A 25,587-nucleotide genomic window follows, 5' to 3' on the forward strand; every position below is an offset into this window, starting at 1 on the left:
TCCTTTAACTTTTTGCCGGTTTGATAACAACGCTGTTGGGGTCACTGACGTCGATGGCGGCAACAGCGGTAAGGTTCACTTTTTTTTCCAGAAGGGCAAAGAGTTCGTTTACCCGCTTGATCTTTTTCTCATAGTGGCCGAATCCCAGGTCGATGCTCTGGGTCGCCCCTTCGGTGAGGAGGCGAAGGCCGGTGTCCGGGTCGGCCACGGCACCGGTCATGACAAAACGGCCCCCCTTTCGGGTCAGGCTGTCCAGCAGGGGAATAAGCTCCTTGATCTCCCTGTGGACGGTGCCGCTGCGGTTTGCGGAGGCACCGTCGGCCAAAGGCAGGCTGCCGCGCTTCAGGTTCCTGAAGACGGGAAGGCCCTCAAAGGCCTTGCTGCTCTTTTCGAAAATCTCTCCCCGGTTGTTCACCAGGTAGGGGTGACCGATCTCGGCCACGGCCACCGGGGTGTGCTCGGTGACCCGGATGATGATCCGGTTGGGAAACTCCCGAATGACGGACGCCGTATCCACCCACGGGTGGGCCACAAGGCGCGTTCGGGCCACATCCAGATTGATGCCGAAGATGTTGTCCCCGTTGTGGATGCCCGCCGTCTCCAGGACCGCCCCGTGGGTGACCACCCGATTGCCCGAGACGATGACGAACCGGGCCTTGAACAAGGGGGTCTGGGTCAGCCAGGCGTAGGAGACCACGCACAGGGCGCTGCACACGGCGGCCAGGCAGAGAAGCCCTGTCCCGAAGAGGAAGGCCCGGCGCCTCTGGCGCCGTCTCTCCAGGCGGACCGCTTCAGGTACCACGAAGCGGTTCTTTTTGGCTGGTTTACGCTTCCCTGCCGACAAGGGTCACCTCTTCTTCCAGGGTTATGCCATGGGCCTTCTGGACCTTCTCTTTGATACGTGCCGCCAGCTCCAGAATATCGGCGGTGGTGGCGCCCCCTGCGTTGACCAGGTAATTGGCGTGCAACTCGGAGACTGTCGCTCCTCCCACGGCCTCTCCCTTGAGGCCCAGATCGTCGATGAGCTTGCCCGCTGAAGGGCCGCCTTCCGGGTTCTTGAAAAAGCATCCGGCGCTGGCCTGGCCCACGGGCTGGCTTGCCTTGCGTCGGGCCAGAAGGGATTCCCGTTGGGCCAAAAGGGCGTCGCTGTCCCCGGACGTGAGCCGGAGCTTCACCTCCACAATGATGGGAAACCCGTCATTATGGCGGGTTTTGCCGTCAATGGCAAGGTGGCGGTAGCCGATTTCAAGGGCGCTGCGCGGCACGGTCCGGATTTTTCCGGAGATGTCCACCACCGTTAAAGCGTCCACAATGGACCCAAACCCCTTGGGGTCGGTGCTTGCGTTCATGGCAAGGGCCCCGCCCACGGTGCCGGGAATCCCCGTGGCAAAGGTGAGCCCCTCAAGGCCGTTCATCGCGGCATACCGGCAAAGGTGCTGGGTTTTTGACCCTGCGGGAACCGTCAGGATGGTCGACTCCCCCTCCCGTGTTTCGGTGACCTGGGTGTCGAGCCCGGCCAGGGAGATGACGGCCCCTTCGATGCCTTTGTCCCGGACCAGCAGGTTGCTGCCGCCCCCCACCACGGTGAGGGGCATGCCCTGCTGGGTGAGGAAGGCCACGGCGATGCGCAGGTCGTCGAGGCTTTCGGGTTCCAGGTAGAGGTCACAAGGGCCTCCGGTCCTGAAGGTGGTGTGGCGGGCCATGGGCTCCCCTTTTTTGAGCACGCCCTGATAGAGGGCGGAGAGGGCGGCTATGGGGTCCAGGGCGGCCATGATCAGGCCTCTTCCCGCTGCAGGTACATTTCACCCACCTTGAGGACGTCCCCTGCGCCCAGGGTCAGGAGGATGTCCCCCTCTTCCAGGGTCTCTTCCAGGTTGTCCAGTACCTCATCAAAACTGTTGCAGCAGCCCACGTCTTCATGGCCGCGTTTTTCGATCATCTCCCCCAGGCTTCGGCTGTCAACGCCGTCGATGGGCTCTTCGCTGGCCGCGTAGATGGGCAGGATCTTCAGGGTGTCCGTGTTGTAGAAGGCCCGGGTGAACTCATCGAAGAGGTCCCGGGTCCGCGTGTACCGGTGGGGCTGGAACACGGCCACGATGCGTTTCTCTGGCCAGCTCTCCCGCACGGCCAGAAGGGTGGTCTTGATCTCCGTGGGGTGATGCCCGTAGTCGTCCACCACCATGACCCCGTTTTTCTCTCCCTTTTTCTCCAGGCGCCGCTTGACCCCTTCGATGTTCTCCAGGGCACACTTGATCATGGGAAAGTCGATGCCGATCTCCCGGGCGGCGGCAATGCCGGCCAGGCAGTTGGAGACGTTGTGTACCCCGGGAAGGTTGAGGGTAATTTCCCCTAAGAGCTCGTCGTGATGATAGACCGAAAAGGTGCTGCGGCTCCCCTCAAAGGAGATGCCCCTGGCCTGGTAATCGGCCCGGGTATTGAGACCGTAGGTGGTGTAGCGGCCGGTGAGCTCCGGCAGGATCTCCTGCACGGATTCGTTGTCCATGCAGAGGATGGAGAGCCCGTAAAAGGGAACCCGCTCGGTGAACTGCACAAAGGCCTTCTTGATGGCGGCCAGGCTGCCGTAGTGGTCCAGGTGCTCCCGGTCGATGTTGGTGATGATGGCAATGGACGGGGAGAATTTCAAAAACGACCCGTCGCTCTCATCGGCCTCGGCAATGATAAAATCCCCCAGGCCGTGCATGGCGTTGGTGCCCTTGCTTTTCAGGACGCCGCCGATGACCACCGTGGGGTCGAACCCACCTTTTTCCAGGATGGCCGCCGTGATGGAGGTGGTGGAGGTCTTGCCATGGGCCCCGGCCACGGCGATGCTGTACTTCAGGCGCATGAGCTCGGCCAGCATCTCGGCCCTGGGAATGATGGGGATGCCGCTTTTTTTTGCGGCCGCCACTTCGGGGTTTTTCCCGTTGACGGCAGAGGAGGTGACCACCACGTCGGTATCGCCGATGTTCTCGGCGGCGTGGCCGATGGCGACCTTGCAGCCCAGCTCTTCCAGGCGCCTGGTGTTGGCCGAGGCTTTAAGGTCGGAGCCGGTGACGGTGTAACCCAGGCGAACGAGAATTTCTGCGATGCCGCTCATGCCGATGCCGCCGATGCCCACGAAGTGAATATGGTATTTCTTTTGGTACATGCACAGTCCTGCTTATGGTTTGCCCCGTTGTACTCAGATGATGGGGGTCAGGTCGTTTTTTTTGTGAGGTCGAGGATGCCCTCGGCCACGTGTTCCGAGGCGTCGGGATGCCCCAGTTTTTTTGCGTTTTGATCCATGGCCCCAAGGGCCTCCGGGTTGTCCAGCAGCTCTTCAAGGAGATCGGCCAGCCCGTTTCCGGTGAGGTCCGCTTCCAGGATCATGCGGGCCGCGCCGTTGTCTTCAAGGTACCTGGCGTTGATCTCCTGGTGGTTGTCCGTGGCGTGGGGGAAGGGCACCAGCACAGCGCTTTTTCCGATGGCCGTCAGCTCCGCCAGGGTGGTGGCCCCGGCCCGGCAGAGGACCAGGTCGGCCCGGGCATAGGCCCCGGACATGTTGTCGATGAAGGCCAGGACCTCTCCGTTGACTCCGGCCTCGGCATAACAGGTCTTCACCCGCTCCACATCGGCGTCGCCGCATTGATGGATGACGGTGAGCCCCATGGCCTTGAGCCGGGGCAGGGCCTCGGTGACGGCCCGGTTAAGGGCCACGGCGCCCTGGGATCCGCCCACCACCAGAAGGGTGGGGGATGCGGTGTCCCTTTGGGAGGGCTCGATGCCGAGGATCTCTTCACGCACCGGGTTGCCGGAGAGGATGCACTTTTCTTCCGGGAACCACGCCGCGCTTCCCGGAAAGGTCAGGTATATTTTCTTTGCAAACCGGGCCGACAGCCTGTTGGCGATGCCGGGGACCGAGTTCTGTTCGTGGAGCACCACCGGGCGGCGCAGGAGCCATGCGGCCAGGATCACCGGGCCGGAGGAGAAGCCTCCCACCCCCACCACCGCATCGGCACGAAAGCGGATCAACTTGATCATGCAGCCCACAACGGACAGGGGCAGCTTGACGGCGGCGGCCAGTTTTTTCTTCAGACCCAGGCCCTTGATGCCCGAGGCCCCTGCCGCAGTATGGTGAAATCCCTCCCGTGTGACGCATTTTTTTTCAAAGGCCTTGTCCGTGCCGATGAACAGCACCCTGGTGCCGGGCTTTTTCCGGCAGAAGGCCTTGGCAATGGCAATGCCTGGGAACAGGTGGCCGCCGGTGCCCCCTCCGGCCACCACGAGGCGGCACTCTTTTTTAGCGAGCATGCGGTTCCTCCCGGGCCACGTTCATGATGATACCGATGCCCGTCATGGTGCAAAGCAGTGAACTTCCCCCGTAACTCATGAGGGGAAGGGTGAGCCCCGTGGGGGGAAGCATGCCCATGGTCACCGCAAGATTGATGATAATCTGTAGCCCGATGACCGCGCAAATTCCCACGGCCAGCAGGCAGCCAAACATGTCCGGGCAGCGCATGGCCGCCAGGAAGCCCCGGGTCAACAGCAACACGTAGATGCCCAGGGCGGAAAGGACCCCGATGAGGCCCAGCTCTTCCCCCAGGATGGGGAAGATGAAGTCGGTGTGGCACTCCGGCAGGTGCTTGAGCTTAAGCTCGCTGTTGGAGAGCCCTTTGCCGGTGATGCCTCCGGAGCCGTACGCCATGAGGGACCGGGTTACCTGGTAGCCTCCGTTTTTTTCCACGGCCCAGGGGTCCATGAAGGCCTTGATTCGCGCCATGCGGTAGCCTTCCCCCGTGACAAAGAGCGTCAGGACAATGGCCAGCGGCACCAGGGGGGCTACGATGTGCAGGAGCCGGGCGCCTCCCAGAAAAAGCATGATCCAGGTGACGGCGCAGAGAACCACCACCGTGCCGAAGTCCGGCTGGAAGTTCACGATGAGGGCAATGGCCCCCAGGAGCATGAGGTGGGGGAGGACCCCGATCTCAAACTGGCGGACCTTTTCGCCCTTTTTGCTCAGGGAGGCGGCCAGGAGCATCACCAGGGCAACCTTGAGAAATTCCGTGGGCTGTATGGAAAATCCGCCGATGCGTATCCAGCGGGAGGCCCCTTTGATTTTGTGGCCGATCACCGGGAACAGGGTGGCAATGACCAGGCCCAAGGTGACTAACATAAACGGAACGGCAATTTTTTTCCAGCATCGGTAAGGAATTCGACTGGCACACGCATTAACATTGGTGCTTACCACAAAGAGGACCTGGCGCCTGAGGTAGAACAGCCCGTTGCTGCTCTGGGCCGTGGCGCTGAAAATCATCAGCAGGCCGAGCCCCACCAGGGTAAAAGTGGTGTAGAAAAGCCAGGGGTCGTAGAGACCGTAATGCCTTGTTTCCTTATCGTTAGCCATGTTGTGCTTTCAGTCGGTGGACCGATTCGCGGAACTTGTCGCCCCGTTCGTTGTAGTTGGTAAACATATCAAAGCTGGAGCAGGCCGGGGAGAGGACCACCGCGTCCCCGCTCCGGGCCTTGGAAAAGGCTTTGCTCACCGCATCGTCCAGGTCCCCGGCCTCAACCGTTTTGATGCAGGGGGCCAGGTCGGAAACGATTTTTTTTTTTGACTCGCCGATGGCCACGATGGCCCGGGCCTTTTTCTTCAGGGCGCCGGACAGGGCAGAAAAATGGCCTCCCTTGTGGCGTCCCCCCATGATAACCACGATGGGGTCGTCAAAGCCGGTCACCGCTTTTTCCACGGCATCGATGTTGGTGGCCTTGGAGTCGTTGTAAAACTTGACCCCGGAGACGGTGTCCACGTACTCAATGCGGTGGGGCAGGCCCTGGAAATTGTCCACGGCCTCCTGACCCTTCGGGGGTGGCACCGGCCGACAGGGCGGCCAGGGCCGCTGCGGCAATGTTCTGGCGGTTGTGCGCTCCCACCAGGGACGATTTCGACAGGTCGATCTTGACCTCAGGGAGCCCCGGGGTGCGGATGGTCACCTGATTCCGTGTGACGGCCGCGGCATTGGGGCCGCTTCCGCCGATGGTGAGCTTGCGGTTCTGCAGGATCCGTCCGATATCGGCCACATGGTCGTCGGCGGTGTTGAGGATGGCCACGTCGTCCTGCTGCTGGTTTTCAAAGACGCGCCCCTTGGATCGCTTGTATGCGTCAAAGTCTGGGTAGCGGTCCAGGTGGTCGTCGGTGATGTTGAGGAGTACCGACACATGGGGCCTGAAGCTTTCGATGGTGTCGAGCTGGAAGCTGCTCACCTCCACCACCACCACCTCGGCGGGGTCGTCTTTCCGTAAGTATTCGGTGAGGGGCGTGCCGATGTTGCCCCCGGTGAACACCTTCTTTCCCGAGGCGGCGAGCATCTCGCCCAGCAGGGCCGTGGTGGTTGTTTTGCCGTTGGTGCCGGTGACGGCCAGCATGGGGGCCTCGATGAACCGGGAGGCCAGTTCGATCTCTCCCACCACGGAGACGCCCATCTCACGGGCCCGCTTGATGGGAGCGATGGTGTGGGGCACGCCTGGGCTCAACACCACCAGGTCCGCGGATTCAAAGAGATGGGGCGTGTGCCCTGACAGGTCCAGGGCAATCCCCTCGGCCTCCATGGCTGCAGGCAGGTCGCCCAGGGCTTCCCTGGGCTTGGCGTCGCTGATGACGACGCTGGCCCCGCGTTCTGTGAGGAAGCGGGCGATGGAGGCCCCGGAACGGGCCAGACCCACCACAACGATGTGTTTACCGGAAAGCTTCATGGTGACTCCTATCGAATCTTGAGCGTGCTGACGGCCAGAAGGGCCAGCATGGCGGAGATGATCCAGAACCGGACGATGACCTTGGGTTCCTGCCAGCCCTTGAGCTCAAAATGGTGGTGAAGCGGTGCCATGCGGAAAATCCGCTGGCCCCCCGTCAGCTTGAAGTAGGTGACCTGGATGATAACGGAGAGGGCCTCCATGACAAAAAGCCCCCCCACGATGACCAGCAGGATCTCCTGCTTGGTGATGACGGCGATGGTCCCGAGAATAGCCCCCAGGGGCAGGGAGCCCGTGTCCCCCATGAAAATCTGGGCCGGGTAGGAGTTGAACCAGAGAAAGCCCACCCCGGCACCGGCTGTGGCACCGCAGAGGACGGCCATCTCCCCGCCGTTCTTGATAAAGGGGATCTGGAGATACTCGGCAATCCCTGCATGGCCCGAGACATAGGCAAAGACCATGTAGGTGATGCTGGCGATGATCATGGGACCGGTGGCCAGGCCGTCTAAGCCGTCTGTGAGGTTTACGGCGTTGGAGCACCCCACGATGACAAAGGCGGCAAAGAAGATGTATCCGAAGCCCAGGTCCGGCTGTACGTTTTTAAGGAAAGGCACCGTCACCGTGGTGGAAAAACCCGGAGAGCTGTAGACCAGCCACCCGATGAGAAGGGCCAGAAGGGCCTGGAGGGTGAATTTCCCCCGGGCGGAGAGGCCCTTGCTGCGCTTTTTGATCTGCATCAGGTAGTCGTCGGTAAACCCGATGAGGCCGAAGCCTGCGGCGGCCAGCAGGACGATCCAGACATACGGGTTCTTGATGTCCGCCCAGAGCAGGGAGGAGCCGATGATGGCCAGAAGGATCATCACCCCGCCCATGGTGGGGGTGCCGGCCTTGCCCAGGTGGCTTTCCGGGCCGCACTCCCGGATGTACTGTCCGATCTGGAGCCTCCGGAGCTTGTTGATGAGCCAGGGGCCCATGAGAAAGCAGATGAGAAAGGCCGTGATGGTGCCGTAAATGGTTCGAAAGGTAATGTATCGGAACAGGTTGAAAAACGAGATGTCCCCATAAAGACCATAAAGAAGGTTGTAAATCATAACGTCCTGCTACCTGCACAGCAGATCGGTGACGATCTGTTCCATGCCCATGGAGCGGGATCCCTTGACAAGGACCCAGTCTCCTGTGTGGATATCGTGTAAGATGCGCTCCAGGAGCGCCTCTTTCGTGCCTGTGTAAATACAATGGTCCGAAAGCCCTGCCTCCAGGGCGCCCAGCCTGATCTCCCCTGCGAAGTCGCCGCAGGCGTAAAGGCCTGCCACTCCCGACTCCGCGGCTTTTCTGCCCAGCTCGCGGTGGAAGCCCGGGGCTCCCTTACCGAGCTCGCGCATGTCTCCCAGGACCGCCAGGGCCCTGTGGCCTTCCTTGAGGCGGGAGAGGGTGGTGAGGGCTGCCCCCATGGAGAGGGGGTTGGCGTTGTATGTGTCGTCGATGACGTGGATGCCCGTTTGGGTCTCCCGGATGGTGAGACGACCCGGTTCAAAGGTGGCTGCCTCAAGGCCCCGGGCGATCTCGGTGAGGGAAAGCCCCGCCTGGATTCCGGCGGCTGCCGCCGCCAGGGCGTTTTGTACCATAAAGGTCCCGGCCAGGGGAATGGCGGCCCGGACCCTCTCTCCGTTGTGGCAGAGGGTGAAGCGCTGGAGGCCTTCCTCCCAGGTGATCTCCTCGGCCCGGACATGGGCGTCCTCACAGAAACCGTACCAGACGGGAGAGAGCCCGCGGTCTGAAGCGAGCTTTCTTAAGTGCGGGTCGTCCCCGTTGAGGATGACCACGGCGTCGCTCTCCAGGGTGTCCAGGAGCTCGGCCTTGGCCTCGGCCACCTGTTCCACGGTGCCCAGCCCTTCCAGGTGAGCCTCCCCGATGCAGGTGATGACGGCGACGTCGGCCCGGCAGATGTGGCCCAGGCGGGTCATCTCCCCGGGGGCGTTCATGCCAAGCTCCACCACCGACCAGCGGTGCTCGGGGGCAAGGCGCAACAGGGTTGTGGGCAGGCCCACTTCGTTGTTGAAGTTGCCGCGGGTGGCGTGGACCGCATGGCGAACCGCCAGGACCGAGGCCGTGAGGGCCCGTGTGGTGGTCTTGCCGTTGGAGCCGGTGATGGCGATGAGGCGGACGTGGCTTCGGTCACGGTTGAACCGGCCGAGGCGGCCCAGGGCGGCGAGGGTATCGTCCACCAGGACCAGGGACACTCCGGCGGCTTTCCAGCCTCCGGTCTCCACCCCTTCCATGGCGGCTGAGGCGGCCACGATGCAGCTGGCGCCTTTGTCCACGGCCACGCCGATGTACCGGTGTCCGTCGAAGGATTCGCCTTTGAGGGCGACAAAAATACTGTTATTACCGATGGATCGGGTGTCTGTGGAGACGGTCGCATGGGTGGCGTCCGGGTCTCCGAAGGCCAGTTCACCTCCGGTGGCCGCCAGGACATCCCCCGTGCTCCAGGGCATCGGGTATGACCTATCTTCTGTCTTCAACCGCCTTCAGAACCTCCTTCCTGTCGTCAAAATCGAGTCGCTTGCCGCCGATGATCTGGTAGGTCTCGTGGCCTTTGCCCGCCACCAGCACGGTGTCTCCGGGTCGGGCCGACGCCACTGCCAGGCCGATGGCCTCGCGGCGGTCGACAACCACCACGTACCCTTTTCGGGAAAAATCCTTTGAGAGACGCTCAGGTTCATACCTGAAACTTGTTTCCCCGTCTATACCCGGAACCATGTCTTCGATAATTTTTTCGGGTGCTTCACTCCGGGGATTGTCCGAGGTGAGGACGGCAAGATCGCTGTATGCCGCGCCGATGCCCGCCATCAGGGGGCGCTTGGTACGGTCCCGGTCCCCGCCGCATCCCAGCACGCAGATGAGCCGTCCCGGCACGAGGTGCCGGAGGGTGGACAGGACATTTTCAAGGGCGTCCGGGGTGTGGGCGTAATCCACAAAGAGGTGACGCCCGCAGGTGGTGTCCACGCGCTCCAGGCGTCCCGGCACCTTGAAGGCGGCAACCCCTCGCACCACGGCGTCCATGGGGATGCCCACGGAAAGGGCGGCCCCTGCAGCACAGAGAATGTTCTCCAGGTTGTAGCGGCCCGTGGCTCCGGAGGCAAAGGGTGTGCGCCCCTCGGAGGTGACGAACTCGCCTTTGATACCGTCGATGGCCACCTCGATGCGGTCGGCAGAAAGGGCCCCTGTGTCGCCTCCCACAGGGAAGACTTTGCCTGAGAGGGTCTCGGCCAGGTGGCGTCCGTGCTCGTTGGCCATGTTGATGACAGCGGCGCCGCCCTCTTTTCGGTGCCCTTCGAAGAGCTGGCGCTTGGCCTCGCCGTAGACTTCCATGGTGCCGTGGTAATCCAGGTGGTCCTGGGTGAGGTTGGTGAAAATGGCCGCGTCAAAGGCGCATCCGGCCACGCGGTCCAGGGCCAGGGCGTGGGAGGAGACCTCCATCACCGCGTGGGTGACCCCGGCTGCCGCCATGCGGGCCAGGGTATCCTGAATGTCCCGGGACTCGGGAGTGGTCATGGCGCTGGCTTCTTCTTTTCCGCAGAAACGGGTGCTGATGGTGCCCATGACCCCGGCGGAGTGGCCTGCGGCAGCAAAGATGCTCTCCATAATATAAGCCACGGTGGTTTTGCCGTTGGTGCCGGTGACCGCAACGAGGGTGAGCCTGTCGGCCGGGTTCTCGTAAAAGGTTGCCGAGATCAGCGCAAGGGCCTTGCGCGAGTCGGTGACCTGGATGTAGGGGACGGAAAGGTCGTCGTGGGGAAGCTCTCCGAGGACGGCCACGGCCCCGCGCTCAATGGCTTCCGGAATGTAGCGGTGGCCGTCCACCGCCTCTCCGGGGACAGCCACGAACAGGGCACCTTCGGTTACTTTTCGGGAGTCGTACTGAACGGCGGATACCAACGGGTCCGCCTCGGGCAGCGGGGCTGCCAGCAGGTCTCCTATATTATGTGTGAGGCAGGATAATGTCACTTCTTCTCCTCGCTCTTCAAGGCCAGAAGCAGTTTCTCCGGAATGGATTCGGTTTCCGGGGCAACATGCAGGTAGTCCAGGGTTTTGTATGCAATCTCTCGAAAGGCGGGACCGGCCACGGTGGAGCCGTAGTACCCGCCGCTTCTCGGGTCGTCCAGGACGACCACAATGCTCAGTTCAGGGTTCTTCATGGGGACAAAGCCCGCAAAGGAGGCGATGTACCGGTCTTTGAAATAGCGCTTGTCCGGCCCGATTTTCTGGGCAGTGCCGGTTTTTCCGCACACCGTGTAGCCGGTGAGGGCCGCCTTGACCCCGGTGCCACCTTCTTCGGTGACCGAGGCCATGATTTTTTTTACGAACCGGGCGGTCTCCGGGGTGATGATCCGTTTCTGGCCCGGGGATGAAAAGGCCTTCTCTCTTTCACCGTTGGGGGAGACAACCTCCTTGACGATCCAGGGTTTCACCAGCATGCCGTCGTTGGCCAGGGCAGAGTAGGCGGTTGCCAGCTGGACGGCGGTCACCGAAACCCCCTGGCCAAAGGCCACGGCCCCGGTCTCAACCCGGTTCCAGTTGGAGGCGTTGGTGAGGATGCCACGGGACTCCCCGTTGAGGTTGATGCCGCTCTTCTGGCCGAAGCCAAAGTCTTTCAACGCCGTGTACAGGGCGTTTTTGCCGATGATCTCGGAGATCTTCACCACGGCGATGTTGCTGGAGAACTTGATCACCTGCTCAAGGCTGAGCCATTCGTACTCGTGGGTGTCGTGGAAGGTGAACCCGCCGATATCATAGGCCCCGTTCTCGCAGTAAAAAATGCTGGAGCGCTTCACCTTGCCCGAGTCCAGGGCCGCGGCCACCACAAAGACCTTCATGGTGGATCCGGGCTCAAAGTCGGCGGAGACGGCGCGGTTGCTCCGGGTCTCCCCGCTGAAGGCGCCGAAGTTGTTGGGGTTGAAACCCGGGTAGTTGGCCATGGCCAGGATCTCGCCGGTTTTGGGTCGCATCACCACGGCCATGCCCGAGGAAGCCTTGTGGGTGACGGCCGCGTCTCTCAGGGCGGATTCGGCAATGTCCTGGATGTTGGCGTCGATGGTGAGGACCAGGTTGCTCCCGCTGATCTTTTCGATGGGGGCCGACTCGATGTCCACGGGCTTGCCCGTGCCGTCCCACTTAACCGTTCGGTTGGCGGTGGTGGGGCTTAAGATGTCGTTGTACCGGTACTCCAGCCCGTTGCGTCCGCCGATGTCATCGATCTTGGAGGCGCCGATGAGCTGGCCGGCCAGCTCCATGCTGGGGTAGACCCGCTTGTGGAACGGGTGGACCTCCACGCCGGGAATCTTCAGGGCGGCGACAGCCGCGCCCATTTCAGGGGAGACGGGGCGCTTGATCCAGTTGTACTTCGGGTGCCGCAGGGCCCGTTCCACCTCTTTGCGGCTCATTTTCAGGGCCGAGGCAATCTGCCGTGCCGCCTGGGGTACGTTGTCGATGGCGGCGGCCTTTCTGGGGTAGACCCCGATGGCCTTGGCCGCGATGCTCACGGCAAGGGGGCGGCCGTTGCGGTCGCTGATGGTGCCTCGCTTGCCCATGACCTTGTCGGACCGGGCAAACCGAACCTCAGCCTTGCGGCTGAGCCACCCCTGTTTGAGGACCTGCAGGGAGACCGCCTGTGTCGCAATGACCAGAAACCCCGCGGCAAACATAAGGGCGAGCAGGGTCCCCCTTGCTTTGACGCGTTTGATGGTGGTGTCGGTGTGTGCGGGCATGGTTTCCTCTATGGTTTTGACGGGCTTGAAAAATAAGGAATCAAGGCCGTTTTACTTGCTTGCTTTGTCTTGTTTGCTGGTTCCGACGGCCTACTGCGGACTTTTCAGCCGGAGGATCTGGTCCTGGGTGGGCCGCTTCAGGCCGAGTTCCTTCCGGGCTCTGCCCGTGATCTGCCGGGGTGATTTCAGGTGCGCCAGCTCGACCTTGAGACGTTTTCGGGTCTTGACCAGTTTCTGGTTCAGGATCGTCTCCGAGGCGATGGAGCGGTTGGTCAGGTGGCACCTGCTACGTACCCAGGTGTAGGTGAACCCTTCCGCCAGCAGCACCGCAAGAAACAGCAGGACGGCCAGTTGCATGGCCGGGGAGATCAAAAACTTTTTTCGGCTCATGGGACAGGTCCGTCAGAGGGTGAGGCCGGGGTTCGGCAACGTGCGCTCAGGGGCGGTTAAGCAAAGCATCCTGCCCCAGCGTTACAATTTTTCACAGGCCCTGAGGCGTGTGCTGCGTGCCATGGGATTGTCCGCCACTTCGTCGTCGGCGGGTCGAACGGCCTTGCGGGTGAGGAGCTTGACCTTCGGCTCATTTCCACAGGTGCAGATGGGGAACTGTTTCGGGCAGGTGCATCCGGTGGCCAGCTCCTTCATCTTCTGCTTGACGATGCGGTCCTCCAGGGAGTGAAAGGAGAGAACGCACAGCCTGCCGCCGGGGTTGAGGAGCCCCAGAAAATCATCCATGAACCGCTCCAGCCGATCCAGCTCACGGTTGACCGCGATGCGGATGGCCTGGAAACTCCGGGTGGCCGGATGGATCTTCTGCTTGGCCACCGCCTTGGCCGGCATGGCGTAACGGATGATGTCGGCAAGCTCCGCCGTGGTCGTGATGGGCGATGCCTGGCGCTTTTTAACGATGGCCCTGGCAATGCCCCGGGAGAAACGCTCTTCCCCGTATTTGAAGATGATATCTGCCAGCTCCTTTTCCGGGAGCGTGTTGACAAGGTCTTCGGCGGTGGTGTCACCCCGGGCGTCCATGCGCATGTCCAGGGGCTCGTCCCGCATGAAGCTGAATCCTCGGCCGCTGCCTTCAAGCTGGTGCTGCGAGAGCCCGATGTCCACCAGGATCCCGTCCACGCCGCTTACGCCGAGGTCCTTGAGTATGGCGGCGATGTTGGCAAAGTTGTCGTGGACAAGGGTGACGCTCTCACCGTGGTCGGAGAACCGTTTCCGGGCGTTTTGTATGGCGTCCATGTCCTGATCGATCCCGATGAACCGGCCCCCCGGCATGATGCGATCGATGATCAGCGCCGAGTGGCCCCCCCCGCCCAGGGTACCGTCCACAAAGGTGCCGCCCTGTTTGGGGTCAAGGGCGGTCATGACCTCTCGGGGCATGGCGGATATATGTTTGAAATCCATTTGGATCTAAAGTCCCAGTTCCATCAGCTCGTCACGAGCTTCGTCGGTTTGGAGCAGTTCTTCGATGGCGTCCTGCTCGTCTTTCAGTTTGTCTGATTGCCAGATCTCGAAGCGTTCTACCAGGCCCACGAGGGTGACCTCTCCTTCGGGCCGGATGTCGGCATAGTCCCGGAGGTCTTTGGGGATCTGTATACGCCCCTGTTTGTCCAGGGGGCACGCCTGGGCGCTGCCGATGATAAAACGCCGGATCTTGTTCATGTGCTTGCCCATGGCTTTGCGCAGCTTGGTCTCAAAAATGTCCCACTCTTCCATGGTGTAGGCGTAGAGGGCCCCGTCCAGTTTAGTCACCATCACGCACTCCTCCCGTCCCGCCTTGATGACGGATCGGAACCGCGAAGGGATGATGAGTCTCCCTTTGGGGTCCAGCGTGTGATTCGAGGTGCCTCTGAATGCGCTCATGCCAAGCCTTTGGGTGTTTGGTGCACATTACATCCACTTTACTTTTGTAAGACTACAATTTTTGGTCGAATAGTCAAGGGAAAAAACAAAATTTGTTACAAATTATTTAATGATTATATGCGATTAACCGTGTAAAAGAAAAGTGCGGTTGATGAGATGTAAAGTGGAGTGGAACGGGGTTCAGAAAAAAAAGAATCTGGGCACGGGGCCGAAAGTTCTGCGGTCAATTCAGGAAACTACCGCCTCCCTCTCGGCATCCCGGAGCAAGCATTCCCGACAGCCCGTACGCATCGCGTCGTGACGCGACATCCCATTGTCGCGGGCAGAGGTACCTCGCATTTCAAGCCGTGTATTGCGATTTTTTTTATACCTTAAATACAATTTTAGGAAACGAGACCCGTGATTTCAGTCATTCATAATCCCAACGCCAAGCAGAACCGAAAACGACCCGAGCGTGCCGAGCGGCTGGCAAAGATTCTGGAGGGTGTCGGCACCCTTCACCAGACCCGATCCGTGGAGGCGGTCCATGATGTGGCCAGGCACTGCCTGGAGACAGGGTGCAAAGTGGTGGGGGTCAACGGGGGCGACGGCTCACTTCAGATGGCCATGACCATTTTTGCCGATATCTATAAGGAGAACCCCCTGCCTTCCTTTGTGGTGATGCGCGGCGGCACCATGAACACCGTGGCGGGCGGCCTGGGCATCAAGGGGACGCCTGAGTCCATTTTGAGCAAGGTGGTCAAGGGGCTCAAAGACCAGGGCCCCCTGACCCGCATGAAGAACCAGGTCCTCTGCGCAAACGGACACCTGGGGTTCATGTCCGGGGCTGCCGTGGTGGTGAGGTTCCTGGATGCCTATTACGACGCCCCGAGCCAGGGGCCGGTGCAGGCGGTGAAGATGGGATTCCAGATTGCAGGTAGCACCCTTGCAGGCACCGGCTACGCCAAAGAGATGTTCAAGCCCGAGCCCCTTATCGTAGAGGTGGATGGAGAGCCCCTGCCCGAGACGGAGTTCAGCATCATCCTGGGCTGCACCGTGGAGGACATCAGCATGGGCTGCAGGGCAACCCCCAGAGCCTATGAGCGCAAGGGCGCCTTTCACTTCATGGCCTGCTCCCTTTCCCCCATGCAGATCGTGGGTCAGATTCCCAGGCTCTGGACCGGCCGCGACATTCCCCATGACGCCATGCACTACTCCGCCCCGGCCGAGCAGGTGACCATCCGTTCGGAAAACGGGCCCGTCCGCTGGATGCTTGACGGCGAATGCCGCACCGACGACCGGCTTGACATCAAGGTGTGGGGCGAGGTGGAGCTTCTCTGGTAAGTTCGGGGTGGCGACTTTGCTTTTTTGAGTGGCCGTATGACGCTCGTAAACAGGGCTTATGTTCTGTTTTTGCATCTGCGTGGCCCTGTCGGGAAGACAAAAAGCCGCACGGGAGTGCGGCGCTCCAGAACATTAAAGGCCGTGGCGACGTCAGCCATACCACCCGTTTTAGGTCCGGTTAAACCGATAATGGACAAGTTACGATAACGTATCCCTTAGCTTGGATGGGTGAGAGCCTGTCCGTCTAAACCACCGGCTTTTGTATCGGGCAAAGCGCAAGGGCAATCAGCTTTCGAGGTGGCCCACCTCGCCGCCGGAGGCCTTCTTTTCCCCTACGGTAACCATAGAAGGCAAATGATTAATAAAAGGCATCGATGAAAGCATACTTTATCAGGCGATTGTTGTTGGTGATCCCCACCTTTCTCGGCATCACGGTGATGGTGTTTGCCGTGACCCGGTTTGTGCCCGGGGGGCCCGTGGAGCGGATGATCGCCGAGGCGCGGGCTCAGCAGACGGGCATGGTCACAGGGGATCAGAGTCAGCCCCTGTCCGAGGACCAGATTGAGGAACTCAAGCGGTACTATGGGTTCGACAAGCCCTTGCTCCAGAGTTATGCCTCCTGGCTGGGCAAGGTGGTGACCGGGGACCTGGGGACTTCCACGCGGTATTACGACCCGGTGCTTTCCATGATTCTGGACCGGCTCCCCATCTCCCTTTACTTCGGGCTCATCTCCCTGGTGCTGGTGTACGGGGTGTGCATCCCTTTGGGGGTGGCCAAGGCCGTGCGCCACAACAGCCGGTTCGACAACATCTCCTCCCTTCTCGTCTTTACGGGCTACGCCATTCCCGGCTGGGTCATCGGGGTGCTGCTTCTCCTGCTTTTTGCGGCGCGCTGGGAGTTTTTTCCTTTGGGGGGCTTTGTGGGGGACTTTTACGACGAGCTGGATGCCTGGGGAAAGGTGAAGGACGTGGTGTGGCACACGGTGCTGCCGGTGATCTCCTATGTGGCGGGCTCCTTTGCCGTCATGACCATGCTTATGAAAAACACCCTCATGGACAACCTGGCCGCCGACTACATGCGCACGGCCGTGGCCAAGGGCCTTCCCTTTCGTAAGGCGGTGTTCCGCCACGCGCTTCGCAACAGCCTCATTCCCCTTGCCACCAGCTTCGGCAGCAACATTTCCCTGATCCTCACCGGTTCCTTCTTAATTGAAAAGGTGTTCAACATTGACGGCATGGGCCTCCTCGGCTACGAATCCGTGGTGGAACGGGACTACCCCGTTGTGCTGGGGGTGCTGGTGATCTCCTCCCTGCTTTTTCTCATCGGCAATATCCTGTCGGATATCTGCGTGGCCTTAACCGACCCAAGGGTGACCTTCGAATGATGGCGCTTAATCCCCTGACCATACGAAAGCTCAAACGATTCCGCTCCATCAAGCGCGGGTTCTGGTCTTTTGTGATCCTGATGATCCTTCTGGTGCTGGCCGTGGGTGCCGAGTTGTGGGTCAACAGCCGGGCCCTGGTGGTGAGTTATAACGGGAGCCTTGTGTTTCCCACCTACGGGGCCATGGTGCCGGGCACCGACTTTGGCCTGGATTACAGTTACGAGACCAACTATCGGAAGCTGAAAGAGCATCTTGAAGAAGAAGGGACGGGATGGGTGATCATGCCCCCCATTCCCTGGAACCCCCTGGAGACCGACCTCAAGGAGGGGGATTACCCGCCCTTTGCCCCGTCCATCGAAGGGCGGCATCTCCTGGGCACGGACACCGTGGGCCGTGATGTGCTGGCCCGCCTGGTCTACGGCTTTCGAACGGCCATTTTCTTTGCCCTGGGGCTCCTTATCGTGACCTACGGGGTCGGGGTGGGGGTGGGCTGCCTCATGGGATACCTGGGGGGGCGCTTCGACCTCTTTGTCCAGCGGCTCATTGAGATCTGGTCCAACGTGCCCTTTTTGTACGTGGTGATCATCATCGCCTCGGTGATGACCCCGGGTTTCTGGACCCTCATCATCCTCATGGCCTTGTTCAGCTGGATGGGCATGACCTGGGTGATGCGCACCATGACCTATCGGGAACGGGAGCGCGAGTACGTCCTGGCCGCCCGGGCCATGGGCGCCTCCCGGAGCCGGATTATTTTTCGCCACATCCTGCCCAACACCCTGGCCGTGGTGGTGACCTACGCCCCGTTCTCCGTGTCTGGGGGGATCGTTGCCCTGACCTCCCTGGATTACCTGGGCTTCGGCCTGCCCGCGCCCACCCCGAGCTGGGGGGAGCTGCTCAACCAGGGCTGGGCCAACATGGATGCCTGGTGGATTGCCGGGGCGGTCATCGTGGCCTTAACCGTGGTGCTCACCACCGTCACCTTTGTGGGAGAGGCGGTGAGGGAGGCGTTTGATCCGAAGATGTATACATATTATGAATAGTGAATGGTGAGTAGTCAGTAGTGAATGGTGAATAGTTGGTGGTGAATGGTGTGATTGTGCCGAGGGTGAGGGGGCACGCTGGTTATAGGGAAAACAGGTGATAGGAAAAACGGGGGAATGGGGGAGGCTAAGGGCTAAGGGCGAAAGGCGAAAGGGGGCGGGCGGCGTGTGGGCGAGCTCGGAGGTTTTTATTTTTATCAGGAGAACAGAATGCGACAACAGGTGATGGCTCGGTTCATCGTTTTGACTTTGGCTTTTTTGGTGTGGGGGGGAACCTGCCTGGCAGGCGAAACCCTGCCCGAGGGGATAACGTGGCTGACCAACCATGAGGACCCGGTCTTTGCCTCCCCGGATGCGGTGAAGGGCGGGGTGTTTCGAAGTGCCATTGCCAGCTACCCCTTGACCTTCCGCACCGTGGGGCCGGATTCCAACGGCAGCTTCCGGAGCAACATCGGGGCCAACCAGATGAGCCTGGTGGCGCTTCACCCCAACACCGAGCGTATTATCCCGGCCCTGGCCACCCACTGGGCCTTCGGGGACGACAAGAAGACCATGTACTTCAAGCTCGACCCCAGGGCGCGCTGGTCTGACGGGGTGCCGGTGACGGCCGGGGATTTTGCCTATACCATGGAGTTCATGCGTTCCAAGGATATCGTGGCGCCCTGGTACAACCGCTATTACACCGAGGAGATTGAAAAGGTTATCGTCTACGACGACCATACCCTTGCGGTGGTGAGCACCAGGGCGGAGCCGGACCTGCATTTGAAGCTTACCATTTCACCCACCCCGCGCCATTATTACGGCAAGCTTGGTAAAGACTTTGTTGCCCGGTACAACTGGAAGATCGTTCCCAACACCGGTCCTTACCAGGTCAGTTCCTTTAAAAAGGGAAAAGAGGTTGTCTTTACCCGGAAAAAGGACTCGGTGGAAGTGACCTCTCCATGACACCAAGGGCCGGTACAATGTGAACAAGGTGATCTTCCGTGTGGTGCGGGACTACAACACCCAGTGGGAGTATTTCCGCAAAGGGCGCTTCGACACCTTCCGCATCACCTATCCCAAATACTGGTACCGCAAGAGCGACACCGACGTGGTAAACAAGGGGTATGTGGAGCGGATCTGGTTTTTCAACGACACCAGGCGCCCGCCCCAGGGCTTTTACCTCAACGAGGACCGGGAGATCTTCAAGGATCGCAACGTGCGTCTGGCTTTTGCCTACGCCATGAACGTGGACAAGGTGATCAAGAAAGTGCTTCGGGGTGACTACTTCCGCCTGAAGCAGGCCTACCAGGGATACGGGGAGTACACGGACGAGAGCATCGAAGCGCGCCCCTACGACATCGGCAAGGTGGCCGAGTACATGACCGCCTCGGGGTGGGCCCGTGGGGGCGACGGCATCTGGGAGAAGGAGGGTAAACGGTTCTCCGTGGAGGTGAGCTACTCCTTTGATGAGATCACCGAGCGGCTTGTGGTGCTCAAGGAAGAAGCAAAGAAGGCCGGAGTGGAGATTCGCCTCCAGAAGCTGGACAACTCTGCGGCCTTCAAGAAATTTCTGGAGAAACGACACGACGTGGCCATGATGGCCTGGTCCACCAGCTTTCATCCGAGGTACTGGCAGACCTACCACTCGGACAACGCCCACAAGCCCCAGACCAACAACATCACCAACACAGACAACAAGGAACTGGACGAGGTCATCGACCGCTACCACAACTCCCTGGACGAAGAGGAGCGCAAGGTCCTTTCCCGGAAAATCCAGCGCATGCTCCACGATCAGGCGAACTTTGTGCCCACCATGATGGTGCCCTATTTCAGGCAGGCGTACTGGCGCTGGTGGCGGCTGCCCGAGCCCCCCGGCACCAAGCACTCCAATGACCTTTTTGACCCCTTTGGCGACAGTGTGCTCTGGTACGACAAGGCGCGCCACGAGGAGACAAAGAAGGCAATGAAAAAGAAAAAGGCATTTGATCCGGTGACCATCATCGACGAGACCTTCAAGCCGAAAGGATAGGCATGGCAGACGAGCTTCGGCAAACGGACGATCCCATTCTCTCGGTGCGGGGGCTCACCGTGGCCTTTGACACCGAGGCCGGTGTGGTCAGGGCCGTTGACAAGGTGGGCTTTGAGCTGACCCGAGGGCGCACCCTGGGGATCGTGGGAGAATCAGGCTGCGGCAAGAGCGTGACAGCCCTTTCCGTCATGCGCCTGCTGCCGCGTCCCATGGCCCGCATTGAGGAAGGGGAGGTGGTGCTGGACGGTACCGACCTTCTGGGCCTCTCCGCCGATGCCATGCAGACGGTGAGGGGCGCTTCCGTGGCCATGGTCTTTCAGGAGCCCATGGCTGCCCTGAATCCCGTCCACACCCTCTTCAAACAGGTCTCCGAGCCCCTTCGCATTCATCGGTCCGAGATGGGAAAAAAAGAGTTGCAGGCCGAGGTGGTGCGCCTTCTTTCGGCCGTGGGTATTCCCGATGCCGAAAGTCGCCTGTCCGCCTATCCTCACCAGCTCTCCGGCGGGATGCGCCAGCGGGTGATGATTGCCATGGCCCTTGCCCTGTCACCCTCCATCCTCATTGCGGACGAGCCCACCACGGCCCTGGATGTCACGGTGCAGGCCCAGATCCTCGATTTGATTCGGGACATCCGCGCCTCCATGGGCATGTCCGTGATCTTCATTACCCACGACCTGGGCGTCATTGCCGAGCAGTGCGACGACGTGGTGGTGATGTACGCAGGCAAGGTGGTGGAACGGGCCACGGTAAAGACCCTTTTCTCGGACCCCAGGCATCCGTATACCAAGGGGCTCCTCGCCTCCATGCCCCGGCTCGATTCCCCGAGGAAAACCCGTCTTGAGACCATCACCGGCCAGGTGCCCGGGCTCATGGAGCTGCCTTCGGGTTGCCGGTTCAGGAACCGTTGCCCCCATGCCATGGAACGCTGTGCAGCCGAGGTGCCGGCCGACCTGATGGTGGGCCAGGGCCATGAGGTGGCCTGCCACCTGTACGACCACCAAGGGGCTTGATCCGACCCAACGCTCAAGGTCGTTGCCAAAAGCCTGCCTTCGGCGGCCCTGCCGGGGGCCAAGCTTTTAAAAAGTGAGACAGACAGGTTGTGTAAAATGTAAAGGGTGCGCAATCGTATTTTTATGTGGGGGACGCGTTACCGGGGAGGTAGGGTGCGCTTGCGCACCGCCGAAGAATCGTAACGGTCATAAAACCACCTGTGCGGGTGACCGTCACGCCGTATAGACATAGCAAAAGATGGCGGTTTTCCAAACAAATGGTGCGCAAGTACACCCTACAGGATGTCACATAAACAGGTGCCAGGTTTTATTCTTCTTCTCGCTCCCAGGCTCTGCCTGGGAGCGAAAGGTACCCCGATACAAGGGCATCGCACCTTAACGTTGGTATCCCACACGGGCGAAGCCCGTCAGCAAATGCGCAGGGCGAGGAACGAGCCCCGGAGCATTTGCGATCCTGGGTTCCAAGGGCTCAGCCCTTGGCCGCCGGAGGCAGGTATTTTACTCTTTTTGGACACGTTGCAACCATTGGAAGGAGCGGCACGGCATGTTGACGGTGAAGGACCTGGTGAAATACTTTCCGGTGACGGGGGGCGTCTTCAAGCGCAAGGTGGGGAATGTCCACGCCGTTGACGGGGTCTCCTTTTCCGTAGCCCCGGGCGAGACCCTGGGGCTTGTGGGGGAGTCCGGGTGCGGCAAGAGCACCCTGGGGCGCACCCTGGCGGCTTTGTACGAGGCCACCTCCGGCAGCGTGCGTTTTGACGGCACGGATCTCACCACCCTCACCGAAAAAGAACTGAAACCTTTCAGGCGTCGGATCCAGATGGTGTTTCAGGACCCGTTTGAGTCCCTCAACAGCCGCCACAGCGTGGGGGAGATCATCCAGGAACCTCTGGTGATCCACGGCATCGGGGACGGACCGTCCAGGCGAAAGCGTGTGGCCGAGCTTCTGGATCAGGTGGGGCTGCCCCGGTCTGCGGAGAGTCGGTTTCCCCATGAGTTTTCGGGTGGCCAGCGCCAGCGCATCGGCATTGCCCGTGCCATCGCCCTCTCCCCGGACCTTTTGATCTGTGACGAGCCGGTTTCGGCCCTGGACGTCTCCATCCAGTCTCAGGTGATTAACCTTCTCCTCGACCTTCAGGAGGAGATGGGGCTCACCACCCTGTTCATCGCCCACGATCTGGCCGTGGTGCGTCTGGTGTCGGATCAGGTGGCCGTCATGTACCTGGGCAAGATCGTGGAGCAGACCGACGCCGACACCATCTACCGCGAGCCCCTGCATCCTTACACCCAGGCGCTGATCTCCGCCATCCCGGTGCCCGAGCCCGGGGCGCAGGGAAACCGCATCATCCTCAAGGGCGATGTGCCGTCCCCCATCCACCCCCCGTCCGGGTGCCGGTTCCACACCCGCTGCCCCCACGTCATGGACATCTGCCGCACCACAGAACCCGAGTTCCTGGACCAGGGGCAAGGGCACCTCGTGGCCTGCCATCTGTACGAGCCCCAAGTGGTTTAGGTACTTGGAAAAAGCATGCCTCCGGCTGCAAGGTGTAGCACCTTGAAAGCAAATTACCGCCGGGCTTTGCCCCTCATTCCTGTGGTCAAGTCCCAGCGGTATTCTGGCGAGCTATTGTGTGATTATTTGTTTCCGACAGCCTAACCCGGATATTTCATGAGATTATAGCCAGGCCGATCCACTTACGTACGGGCACAGCCCGGAAGCATTTGCGATCCTGGGGTGCAGGGGCTTAAGCTCCTGCCCGCCGGAGGCACGATTTTAAAACCGATTTTGTCCTTGGAGGCCTTTGTGTCCCACTCTCTTTTTACCCGGCGCGTGATTACCCTGATCCGCGCCATCCCTTCCGGCCGTGTGTGCACCTACGGCCTTCTGGCCGCGTCCGCGGGAAACCCTCGGGGGGCGCGCCAGGTCTCCCGCATTCTCCACAGCTGCTCTGAAACGGAGGGGTTGCCCTGGCACCGTGTGGTGAACCGCTTGGGGCGGATCTCTCTGACCGGCTCGTCCCGGGATATCCAGGCCGGTCTTCTTGCTGCCGAAGGCGTTGTCTTCGGCCCGGACGGCGGCCTGGATCTGGATCGCTATTTGTGGGTTCCTCCCGAAATCTCTTTTTCTTGACAATCCCCTGCAAAACCTCTACCCCTAAAACAGGGAGTAATTCCCGCGACAGGGCAACTCATAGCGACCGGATAACGCAAGGAGGGCGCAACCATGAGGCCACAGAAATTGAAGGAGATCGTCATCAACCGGGACTGGTGCAAGGGGTGCGGGGTCTGCATCCACTTTTGCCCAAAGGAGGTCCTGGAAAAAGACCCCTTTGACAAGGTGGTTGTGGCCCATCCGGAAAAGTGCACCTGCTGCAGGCTCTGTGAGCTGAGGTGCCCGGAGCTCGCCAGCGAAGTGATCGTGGAAAAGTGAATCGCCCATACCATTTGCCGATGTGACAAACGCTCAGGATCTTTAACCGTTGCGCTCCGAAAGAGGCTGCCCATATGGAAGAGACCGTTGTGTTCGTTCAGGGAAACGAAGCGTGTGTGGAAGGGGCCCTGTATGCGGGGGTCGGATTTTTTGCGGGCTACCCCATCACGCCCTCCACGGAGATCGCAGAACTTCTGGCAAGGCGGTTGCCGAAGCGCGGGGGCCGCTTCATTCAGATGGAAGATGAGATCTCTTCCATGTGTGCCATTGTCGGAGGGTCGCTCACGGGCAACAAGGTGATGACCGCCACCAGCGGCCCGGGCTTCTCCTTGATGCAGGAGGCCCTGGGCTACGCGGTGATGACCGAGATTCCCTGCGTTATTGTCAACGTGCAGCGGGGTGGCCCGTCCACGGGAAACCCCACCCATGTGGCCCAGGGGGACGTCAACCAGGCGCGCTGGGGCACCCACGGGGATCACGCCATCATCACCCTCACTGCTTCCAACCATCAGGACGTCTTTGCCATGACCGTCCACGCCTTTAACATGGCCGAGACCTACCGCACCCCTGTTATCCTCCTCTTTGATGAAGTGATCGGTCACATGCGGGAAAAGCTCGTGATCCCCGAGCCCGGCGTTTTGCCTGTGGTGGATCGGCTCCGCACTTCGGTAAAACGGGGGGTGGACTATCACCCCTACCTGCCCCGGGAGGACGGAAGGCTGCCCATGAGCGACTTCGGCGGGGTGCACCGATACAACGTCACCGGCCTCTACCACGACATGTGGGGCTTCCCTTCGGGCAAGCCCGAGGTGGTGGAGAGCTTGTTGAACCACCTGGTGGACAAGATCGAAACCAACGTCCACGAGATCACCCGCTACAAGGAAGCGTACCTGGAGGACGCGGAGGTGATCCTCCTCTCCTTTGGATCGGCCGCGCGATCGGCCCTCCACACCGTGGAGAACCGGCGCAGGCGTGGCGAAAAACTGGGTTATTTGGAGCTGCAATCCATCTGGCCCTTTCCCTCGCTTCTTGTGCGGGAAAAGTGTCGGAACGCCACGAACATCGTGGTGGTGGAGATGAACAAGGGGCAGGTGACCGAGGCGGTGAAGGCGGCCGTGGACAACCCGGAACGGGTCTTTCTGGCCAACCGCATCGACGGGGAGCTGATCTCTCCCACCAACATCAAGAACATCCTGCGGATCATCCAGGGCAAGGGGGTGTAGATGGGGACCCGAGACTATATCCGTGAGCGTTTTTTTCCGCACATGTGGTGCCCGGGATGCGGCCATGGCACGGTGCTGAACTGTCTGGTCCGGGCCATCGAGGAGCTGGCCGTGGACAAGAGCGACATCGTGGTCACCTCCGGTATCGGGTGCTCGGCGCGGATCTCAGGGTACGTGGATTTTCACTCCCTGCACACCCTCCACGGCAGGGCCCTGGCCTTTGCCACGGGCGTGAAGTTTACCCAGCCGGAGCTCACCCTCATCGTGCCCATGGGAGATGGCGACGCCCTGGCCATCGGGGGCAACCATTTTATCCACGCGGCCCGGCGGAACATCGATATCACCGCCATTGTGATGAACAACAGGATTTACGGCATGACCGGCGGGCAGTACTCCCCCATGACCTGCCCGGACGCCATGGCCACCACCGCGCCGTACGGCAACATCGACAACGCCTTTGACGCGGTGGAACTCGCCCGGGCAGCAGGTGCCTCCTTTGTGGCGCGCACCACAACCTACCACGCCAAGGAGGGGATCCAGATCCTGAAAAAGGCCATCCAGCACAAGGGGTTTTCCGTGGTGGAGTTTTTAAGCCAGTGCCCCACCCAGTTCGGCCGGAGGAATCAGCTGGCAGACGCCTCGGCCATGCTGGAGTACTTTAAGACAAACACCGCCCCCATCGGGTCGGCAAAGGCCAGGGAGAACCCCGATATCCTTGAACGGGGGATTTTTGTGGAGGAGGAGCGAACCGAATACTGCGACGCCTACGAGGCGGTGATCCGCGATTATGCCAGCAAGTGA

The 25,587-nt window shown here is 60.8% G+C and carries 25 protein-coding genes; 11 read left to right on the forward strand and 14 right to left on the reverse strand.

Going from position 1 to position 25,587, the window contains the following annotated elements:
* Positions 1-4: 4 nt before the first annotated feature.
* The 14 genes from ACOYW2_RS03140 to mraZ all read right to left on the reverse strand — a co-directional run bounded on the left by ACOYW2_RS03140 (position 5) and on the right by mraZ (position 14,363).
* Entirely contained in the window at positions 5-802 is a 798-nt protein-coding gene (locus tag ACOYW2_RS03140; protein ID WP_482769363.1) for a cell division protein FtsQ/DivIB, read from the reverse strand.
* 22 nt (positions 803-824) lie between these two features.
* The gene (murB, locus tag ACOYW2_RS03145) at positions 825-1,772 is read right to left on the reverse strand and encodes a UDP-N-acetylmuramate dehydrogenase (RefSeq protein WP_482769364.1); all 948 of its coding nucleotides are present in this window, start codon (positions 1,770-1,772) and stop codon (positions 825-827) included.
* 2 nt (positions 1,773-1,774) lie between these two features.
* Complete coding sequence (gene murC / locus ACOYW2_RS03150; protein ID WP_482769365.1) at positions 1,775-3,148, reverse strand: UDP-N-acetylmuramate--L-alanine ligase; 1,374 nt, start codon at positions 3,146-3,148, stop codon at positions 1,775-1,777.
* A gap of 47 nt (positions 3,149-3,195) precedes the next feature.
* A complete protein-coding gene (murG, locus tag ACOYW2_RS03155) occupies positions 3,196-4,290 on the reverse strand; it encodes an undecaprenyldiphospho-muramoylpentapeptide beta-N-acetylglucosaminyltransferase (protein WP_482769366.1) in 1,095 nt (364 codons plus the stop codon).
* A complete protein-coding gene (gene ftsW, locus ACOYW2_RS03160) occupies positions 4,280-5,383 on the reverse strand; it encodes a putative lipid II flippase FtsW (protein ID WP_482769367.1) in 1,104 nt (367 codons plus the stop codon). The genes murG and ftsW overlap by 11 nt, the downstream gene beginning before the upstream one ends.
* Positions 5,376-5,825: a glutamate ligase domain-containing protein gene (locus ACOYW2_RS03165; RefSeq protein WP_482769368.1), complete on the reverse strand. Its 450-nt coding sequence runs from the start codon at positions 5,823-5,825 to the stop codon at positions 5,376-5,378. Before ACOYW2_RS03165 ends, ftsW begins: the two co-directional genes overlap by 8 nt.
* Positions 5,791-6,729, reverse strand: a complete 939-nt coding sequence (gene murD, locus ACOYW2_RS03170; protein WP_482769369.1) for a UDP-N-acetylmuramoyl-L-alanine--D-glutamate ligase — start codon at positions 6,727-6,729, stop codon at positions 5,791-5,793. Before murD ends, ACOYW2_RS03165 begins: the two co-directional genes overlap by 35 nt.
* An 8-nt stretch (positions 6,730-6,737) precedes the next feature.
* On the reverse strand, positions 6,738-7,817 hold the full coding sequence (gene mraY, locus ACOYW2_RS03175; RefSeq protein WP_482415205.1) for a phospho-N-acetylmuramoyl-pentapeptide-transferase: 1,080 nt from the start codon (positions 7,815-7,817) through the stop codon (positions 6,738-6,740).
* 9 nt (positions 7,818-7,826) lie between these two features.
* Complete coding sequence (locus ACOYW2_RS03180) at positions 7,827-9,221, reverse strand: UDP-N-acetylmuramoyl-tripeptide--D-alanyl-D-alanine ligase (protein ID WP_482769370.1); 1,395 nt, start codon at positions 9,219-9,221, stop codon at positions 7,827-7,829.
* Positions 9,222-9,231: 10 nt separating this feature from the next.
* Positions 9,232-10,734 (reverse strand): UDP-N-acetylmuramoyl-L-alanyl-D-glutamate--2,6-diaminopimelate ligase, encoded by a 1,503-nt coding sequence (locus ACOYW2_RS03185; RefSeq protein ID WP_482769371.1) that lies wholly within the window; start codon positions 10,732-10,734, stop codon positions 9,232-9,234.
* On the reverse strand, positions 10,731-12,494 hold the full coding sequence (locus ACOYW2_RS03190) for a peptidoglycan D,D-transpeptidase FtsI family protein (protein WP_482769372.1): 1,764 nt from the start codon (positions 12,492-12,494) through the stop codon (positions 10,731-10,733). Before ACOYW2_RS03190 ends, ACOYW2_RS03185 begins: the two co-directional genes overlap by 4 nt.
* A gap of 90 nt (positions 12,495-12,584) precedes the next feature.
* Positions 12,585-12,884, reverse strand: coding sequence for a hypothetical protein (locus ACOYW2_RS03195; protein WP_482415209.1), 300 nt, complete (start codon positions 12,882-12,884; stop codon positions 12,585-12,587).
* Positions 12,885-12,965: 81 nt separating this feature from the next.
* On the reverse strand, positions 12,966-13,904 hold the full coding sequence (gene rsmH, locus ACOYW2_RS03200; protein WP_482769373.1) for a 16S rRNA (cytosine(1402)-N(4))-methyltransferase RsmH: 939 nt from the start codon (positions 13,902-13,904) through the stop codon (positions 12,966-12,968).
* 6 nt (positions 13,905-13,910) lie between these two features.
* Positions 13,911-14,363, reverse strand: coding sequence for a division/cell wall cluster transcriptional repressor MraZ (gene mraZ / locus ACOYW2_RS03205; RefSeq protein ID WP_482421673.1), 453 nt, complete (start codon positions 14,361-14,363; stop codon positions 13,911-13,913).
* A gap of 399 nt (positions 14,364-14,762) precedes the next feature.
* Here mraZ and ACOYW2_RS03210 point away from each other — a divergent pair, with 399 nt between their 5' ends.
* From ACOYW2_RS03210 to ACOYW2_RS03260, 11 genes are all read left to right on the forward strand, one after another.
* On the forward strand, positions 14,763-15,686 hold the full coding sequence (locus tag ACOYW2_RS03210) for a diacylglycerol/lipid kinase family protein (protein WP_482415212.1): 924 nt from the start codon (positions 14,763-14,765) through the stop codon (positions 15,684-15,686).
* A 374-nt stretch (positions 15,687-16,060) separates the two neighbouring features.
* Complete coding sequence (locus ACOYW2_RS03215; protein WP_482415213.1) at positions 16,061-17,071, forward strand: ABC transporter permease subunit; 1,011 nt, start codon at positions 16,061-16,063, stop codon at positions 17,069-17,071.
* Positions 17,068-18,111, forward strand: a complete 1,044-nt coding sequence (locus ACOYW2_RS03220) for an ABC transporter permease (RefSeq protein ID WP_482421676.1) — start codon at positions 17,068-17,070, stop codon at positions 18,109-18,111. The genes ACOYW2_RS03215 and ACOYW2_RS03220 overlap by 4 nt, the downstream gene beginning before the upstream one ends.
* Positions 18,112-18,321: 210 nt before the next feature.
* Entirely contained in the window at positions 18,322-19,056 is a 735-nt protein-coding gene (locus ACOYW2_RS03225) for an ABC transporter substrate-binding protein (RefSeq protein ID WP_482769374.1), read from the forward strand.
* Positions 19,057-19,075: 19 nt separating this feature from the next.
* Positions 19,076-20,122, forward strand: a complete 1,047-nt coding sequence (locus ACOYW2_RS03230; RefSeq protein ID WP_482769375.1) for an ABC transporter substrate-binding protein — start codon at positions 19,076-19,078, stop codon at positions 20,120-20,122.
* A gap of 2 nt (positions 20,123-20,124) precedes the next feature.
* A complete protein-coding gene (locus ACOYW2_RS03235) occupies positions 20,125-21,132 on the forward strand; it encodes an ABC transporter ATP-binding protein (RefSeq protein ID WP_482769376.1) in 1,008 nt (335 codons plus the stop codon).
* A 454-nt stretch (positions 21,133-21,586) separates the two neighbouring features.
* Positions 21,587-22,645, forward strand: coding sequence for an ABC transporter ATP-binding protein (locus ACOYW2_RS03240; protein ID WP_482770972.1), 1,059 nt, complete (start codon positions 21,587-21,589; stop codon positions 22,643-22,645).
* Positions 22,646-22,936: 291 nt separating this feature from the next.
* The gene (locus ACOYW2_RS03245; protein ID WP_482769377.1) at positions 22,937-23,263 is read left to right on the forward strand and encodes an MGMT family protein; all 327 of its coding nucleotides are present in this window, start codon (positions 22,937-22,939) and stop codon (positions 23,261-23,263) included.
* Between the two features lie 93 nt (positions 23,264-23,356).
* A complete protein-coding gene (locus ACOYW2_RS03250; RefSeq protein WP_180136688.1) occupies positions 23,357-23,563 on the forward strand; it encodes a 4Fe-4S dicluster domain-containing protein in 207 nt (68 codons plus the stop codon).
* 74 nt (positions 23,564-23,637) lie between these two features.
* Complete coding sequence (locus ACOYW2_RS03255; RefSeq protein WP_180136687.1) at positions 23,638-24,786, forward strand: 2-oxoacid:acceptor oxidoreductase subunit alpha; 1,149 nt, start codon at positions 23,638-23,640, stop codon at positions 24,784-24,786.
* Positions 24,787-25,587, forward strand: a complete 801-nt coding sequence (locus ACOYW2_RS03260) for a 2-oxoacid:ferredoxin oxidoreductase subunit beta (RefSeq protein WP_482421683.1) — start codon at positions 24,787-24,789, stop codon at positions 25,585-25,587. It begins immediately after the preceding gene.

It is taken from the genome of Desulfoluna sp. CLI2B, from assembly GCF_056847375.1.

Excerpts from the sequence above, each read along its gene's own strand:
- murB (WP_482769364.1), bottom strand. The coding sequence starts at position 1,772 with ATGGCCGCCCTGGACCCCATAGCCGCCCTCTCCGCCCTCTATCAGGGC.
- murC (WP_482769365.1), bottom strand. The coding sequence starts at position 3,148 with ATGTACCAAAAGAAATACCATATTCACTTCGTGGGCATCGGCGGCATC.
- murG (WP_482769366.1), bottom strand. The coding sequence starts at position 4,290 with ATGCTCGCTAAAAAAGAGTGCCGCCTCGTGGTGGCCGGAGGGGGCACC.
- ftsW (WP_482769367.1), bottom strand. The coding sequence starts at position 5,383 with ATGGCTAACGATAAGGAAACAAGGCATTACGGTCTCTACGACCCCTGG.
- murD (WP_482769369.1), bottom strand. The coding sequence starts at position 6,729 with ATGAAGCTTTCCGGTAAACACATCGTTGTGGTGGGTCTGGCCCGTTCC.
- mraY (WP_482415205.1), bottom strand. The coding sequence starts at position 7,817 with ATGATTTACAACCTTCTTTATGGTCTTTATGGGGACATCTCGTTTTTC.
- ACOYW2_RS03180 (WP_482769370.1), bottom strand. The coding sequence starts at position 9,221 with ATGCCCTGGAGCACGGGGGATGTCCTGGCGGCCACCGGAGGTGAACTG.
- ACOYW2_RS03190 (WP_482769372.1), bottom strand. The coding sequence starts at position 12,494 with ATGCCCGCACACACCGACACCACCATCAAACGCGTCAAAGCAAGGGGG.
- ACOYW2_RS03195 (WP_482415209.1), bottom strand. The coding sequence starts at position 12,884 with ATGAGCCGAAAAAAGTTTTTGATCTCCCCGGCCATGCAACTGGCCGTC.
- rsmH (WP_482769373.1), bottom strand. The coding sequence starts at position 13,904 with ATGGATTTCAAACATATATCCGCCATGCCCCGAGAGGTCATGACCGCC.
- mraZ (WP_482421673.1), bottom strand. The coding sequence starts at position 14,363 with ATGAGCGCATTCAGAGGCACCTCGAATCACACGCTGGACCCCAAAGGG.
- ACOYW2_RS03215 (WP_482415213.1), top strand. The coding sequence starts at position 16,061 with ATGAAAGCATACTTTATCAGGCGATTGTTGTTGGTGATCCCCACCTTT.
- ACOYW2_RS03220 (WP_482421676.1), top strand. The coding sequence starts at position 17,068 with ATGATGGCGCTTAATCCCCTGACCATACGAAAGCTCAAACGATTCCGC.
- ACOYW2_RS03225 (WP_482769374.1), top strand. The coding sequence starts at position 18,322 with ATGCGACAACAGGTGATGGCTCGGTTCATCGTTTTGACTTTGGCTTTT.
- ACOYW2_RS03235 (WP_482769376.1), top strand. The coding sequence starts at position 20,125 with ATGGCAGACGAGCTTCGGCAAACGGACGATCCCATTCTCTCGGTGCGG.
- ACOYW2_RS03250 (WP_180136688.1), top strand. The coding sequence starts at position 23,357 with ATGAGGCCACAGAAATTGAAGGAGATCGTCATCAACCGGGACTGGTGC.
- ACOYW2_RS03255 (WP_180136687.1), top strand. The coding sequence starts at position 23,638 with ATGGAAGAGACCGTTGTGTTCGTTCAGGGAAACGAAGCGTGTGTGGAA.
- ACOYW2_RS03260 (WP_482421683.1), top strand. The coding sequence starts at position 24,787 with ATGGGGACCCGAGACTATATCCGTGAGCGTTTTTTTCCGCACATGTGG.